Annotated in this window: 5 protein-coding genes; 3 read left to right on the top strand and 2 right to left on the bottom strand. The window is 33.5% G+C overall.

The genetic code is table 11. The features are described from left to right. Window positions 1–38: 38 nt before the first annotated feature. Window positions 39–449, top strand: coding sequence for a hypothetical protein (locus tag AABE15_RS06055; protein WP_338330391.1), 411 nt, complete (start codon window positions 39–41; stop codon window positions 447–449). Window positions 450–454: 5 nt separating this feature from the next. Here the strand turns inward: AABE15_RS06055 and AABE15_RS06050 are convergent, their stop codons facing one another. Both AABE15_RS06050 and AABE15_RS06045 read right to left on the bottom strand, forming a co-directional pair. Continuing rightward, the gene (locus AABE15_RS06050; protein WP_338330390.1) at window positions 455–721 is read right to left on the bottom strand and encodes a type II toxin-antitoxin system RelE/ParE family toxin; all 267 of its coding nucleotides are present in this window, start codon (window positions 719–721) and stop codon (window positions 455–457) included. Between the two features lie 5 nt (window positions 722–726). Then, the gene (locus tag AABE15_RS06045) at window positions 727–954 is read right to left on the bottom strand and encodes a DUF6290 family protein (RefSeq protein ID WP_338330389.1); all 228 of its coding nucleotides are present in this window, start codon (window positions 952–954) and stop codon (window positions 727–729) included. Window positions 955–1,290: 336 nt separating this feature from the next. Here AABE15_RS06045 and AABE15_RS06040 point away from each other — a divergent pair, with 336 nt between their 5' ends. Both AABE15_RS06040 and AABE15_RS06035 read left to right on the top strand, forming a co-directional pair. Continuing rightward, entirely contained in the window at window positions 1,291–2,199 is a 909-nt protein-coding gene (locus AABE15_RS06040) for a DUF488 family protein (RefSeq protein ID WP_338330388.1), read from the top strand. 11 nt (window positions 2,200–2,210) lie between these two features. Continuing rightward, window positions 2,211–3,017, top strand: a complete 807-nt coding sequence (locus AABE15_RS06035) for a hypothetical protein (RefSeq protein ID WP_338330387.1) — start codon at window positions 2,211–2,213, stop codon at window positions 3,015–3,017. Window positions 3,018–3,210 lie beyond the last annotated feature (193 nt).

Genomic DNA, 3,210 nt, shown 5'->3' with positions numbered 1-3,210 from the left:
ACCTTTAATGATCTTATTAATTTAAAAGGAAAAAATCTATGGAACTTAACCTCAATACGCCTTATGGAGCACGCACTTTTTTCATTAATAAATTCCCAGTGTGCACCGGGTATTTTATAGAGCACAATTATAAAAAGTTTCTTTCATCCGATAATGATGACTTTAAAGAGAAATTTCTCTTTGAAGTGCTCTCTTTTGCCAAAGTCATTGATAAGGGCAAGCAAGAAACCAGCCTCTCTACCAAAGTGCTCATAGACGGACATTTAGGTACTTGGAAAAATGTGGCCACCGTTTTTGAAGCCGTGTTGAAATTCAACGATATTCATCCTGAAATTGCTGAGAACCAAAAAGAATATTGGGCCTCTGTAGGAGAAAAGCTAGCGGTAAGTTTTGTGGCCAACACCACCAAACTGCTCGAACCGTTTATGCAAACAACAAAGGAGACGTAAAAGGGTTATAGGTCGTATATATTTTTTCGATGACCCACGGCGATGCAAATAAGGATTAATTGATCGTCTTTAATTTCACATAATAGACGATAATCCCCTATACGGTATCGCCAATACTCATTTAACTTGCCCTTGAGGCGCTTTCCCTTTTCTCTAGGATTGTTGGACTGATCAAGATTTTTCTTGATCCACGCTAAGGTTAGTCGGGCTTGGGATGGATCAAGCGATTTTAGATTTTTATGAAATTCTTTCTCATAGCGTACACGATACATGATGATCAGTCTTCTAGGTCAAATTCTTTATACAAACGATGAATATCGTAATGGGGTTCCTTAGGATTTCGCTGTCTTTCGATTTTATTGACAAAACGAGTGTCGAACTCATTCTCAATCATTTCGTTAACTGCGGATAATACTAAACCTGATAAAGAAAGCTTTTTTAATTTGGCAATTTCTTGCAATTGGTTTTTAACATGATCATCAACCCTTATGGTTAACATAGACATCGTATATTTCTCCTATATTGTAATACGATTGTAATACATCTTAGTAAAAGAAGCAATGATAAACTCAAACGGCTTTTCTCTTGTACTGCTGACTAGGGCAGAATGTATAAGTAATGATAAAACGATGTATGCAACCTATAACCCACGTCAATTTACGTTAAATTATTTCGCGTAACGTAAGCGTAAGGGTTGGGAGTGGTAATCTATTAATACTGCATTGTGTTGAGATAAGTTTTGTAGGAATTCTATTATTATATTATAATATAAAATAGCGTAGTTTTATCTTATTTTTTTAGTAAAGAAACTTGATAAATAACTATATTATAATGAATTATTATGGTTTACACAAAAAATTATTTACTTTTAAAACGTCAAAAACTGTTACTTGCCCTCCTAGAAGCATTTGGGAGAAGTTTGTCTAATCTGGATTTACAAAAGTATCTTTTTTTGTATACGACCCGTCATCAAGACGTTAAGAGCTACGAATTTATACCTTATAAATATGGATGTTTTTCGTTTCAAACTTATGCGGATCGACGTCGATTAATTGAGTTAGGATTGATAGAAGACTGCGAACGATGGGTTTTAACTGACCACCATAACCCTATAAAGGCGTTGGACAAGATAGAACAAAAGAACCTTGCTTTATTCCTAAATCGTTATAAAGGGTTGTGTGGAAATAAATTGGTTCATTATATTTATAAAAATTATCCTTATTACGCCATCAACAGTAAAATTGCCCACGATATTATGCAAGAAGATGAGCTACTGTTAATTGAGCAAGCTCGACCCCGACAAGAAGATTTTTGTTTTTTCACAATTGGTTACGAGGGAAAACCGTTTGAACATTATTTGAACCGTTTGATACAAAATAACGTTCGCATGGTTTGTGATGTAAGGAAAAATCCGATTAGTCGTAAATACGGATTTTCTAAAGCGACTTTGTCGAAGGGTTTAACGTCATTAAACATTCAATATATTCATATCCCAGAACTGGGCATTTTTTCAGAAGATCGCCAAGATCTAAATACGCAGGAAGAATACGATTGTTTATTTGATACGTATGAGCACTCCATCATTTTAAAACAGCAACCTGCTTTGGATCAATTAAAAGTGATGGTAGATCGCTATAAAAGGGTTGCCATAACGTGTTTTGAGGCAGATCATTTAAGGTGTCATAGGAATAGGGTGGCAAAGGTTTTAGCCAATAGGTCCGATTGGAATTATACGATAAAACATATTTAAGTTAAGGTGAGATGGAAATCGCCAAAATTTTAATTACAGTCAAAACATACCCGTGTCGTTCTGGTAAATATATTGAAACGGTTTGTACAGCAGGGTTTAAAGAAGATGGATCTTGGATACGGCTATATCCTGTTCCATTTCGTTTTTCGGATAACCGTTACAAAAAATATCAATGGATTGAAGTTAAAATAGCAAAAAATACAAAAGATAAGCGCCCAGAAAGTTATCGAGTCATAGACATTGATAATATTAAACTTTTGGGAACAATGGGTACAGAAAACAATTGGCGAGATAGACGTCAGTTTATATTGAATAAAAATAAAATTTATACAAAACTAAATGATATTATCAAACGTGCTCATAATAATGAGCTTTCTTTAGCGATATTCAAACCAACAAAAATAACAGATTTTATTGTAGAGAATGTAAAAATATACAAAGAAAATAAAAATTGTCGATTATTATTAGAACAAATGGATCTTTTCTCTAATAATAATCAAGAAACATTGAAACTGATGCCGAGGCTTTCAAAAAAATTCTTTTATAAGTTTGAAGACGATGAGGGCAAAGAGAGCCGACTAATGGTTGAAGACTGGGAAATAGGGCAATTATATCTTAATTGTATCAAAAGAGAACCTACTGACGAAGATGCTGTTGAAAAAGTTAAAATGAAATATTGGGATACCTTTGTTTTTGAAAAAGATTTATTTTTTTTCTTAGGCACAACCTCTCAATTTCATAATAAAAAATCAGCTAATCCTTTTGTTATTACAGGAATTTTTTATCCTCCTATACCAAGTCAAAATTGTTTATTATAAAACAATAGAAAGCTAATCGGATTAAACTTGTGTGGACCGAGTTGCTTTATTTGATCAACTAAAAGTGATAGAGAGTAGTGAAAAAAGAGTCCCCCTAAGGTGTTTTAAAGAGGTATAGTTTATTTGTCTGAGGGGTAATCAAGACATTATTTAAGTTATGGTGAAAAGGCAGGTGAACTTTTTTATTACCAAT

It is taken from the genome of Commensalibacter sp. Nvir (genome assembly GCF_963921845.1).
GTDB lineage: Bacteria > Pseudomonadota > Alphaproteobacteria > Acetobacterales > Acetobacteraceae > Commensalibacter.
This window is presented reverse-complemented; position numbering and strand designations above follow the sequence as displayed.

Bases quoted from the DNA above. Each gene is read 5' to 3' on its own strand.
- AABE15_RS06055 (WP_338330391.1), top strand. From the start codon at position 39: ATGGAACTTAACCTCAATACGCCTTATGGAGCACGCACTTTTTTCATT.
- AABE15_RS06050 (WP_338330390.1), bottom strand. From the start codon at position 721: ATGTATCGTGTACGCTATGAGAAAGAATTTCATAAAAATCTAAAATCG.
- AABE15_RS06045 (WP_338330389.1), bottom strand. From the start codon at position 954: ATGTCTATGTTAACCATAAGGGTTGATGATCATGTTAAAAACCAATTG.
- AABE15_RS06040 (WP_338330388.1), top strand. From the start codon at position 1,291: ATGGTTTACACAAAAAATTATTTACTTTTAAAACGTCAAAAACTGTTA.
- AABE15_RS06035 (WP_338330387.1), top strand. From the start codon at position 2,211: ATGGAAATCGCCAAAATTTTAATTACAGTCAAAACATACCCGTGTCGT.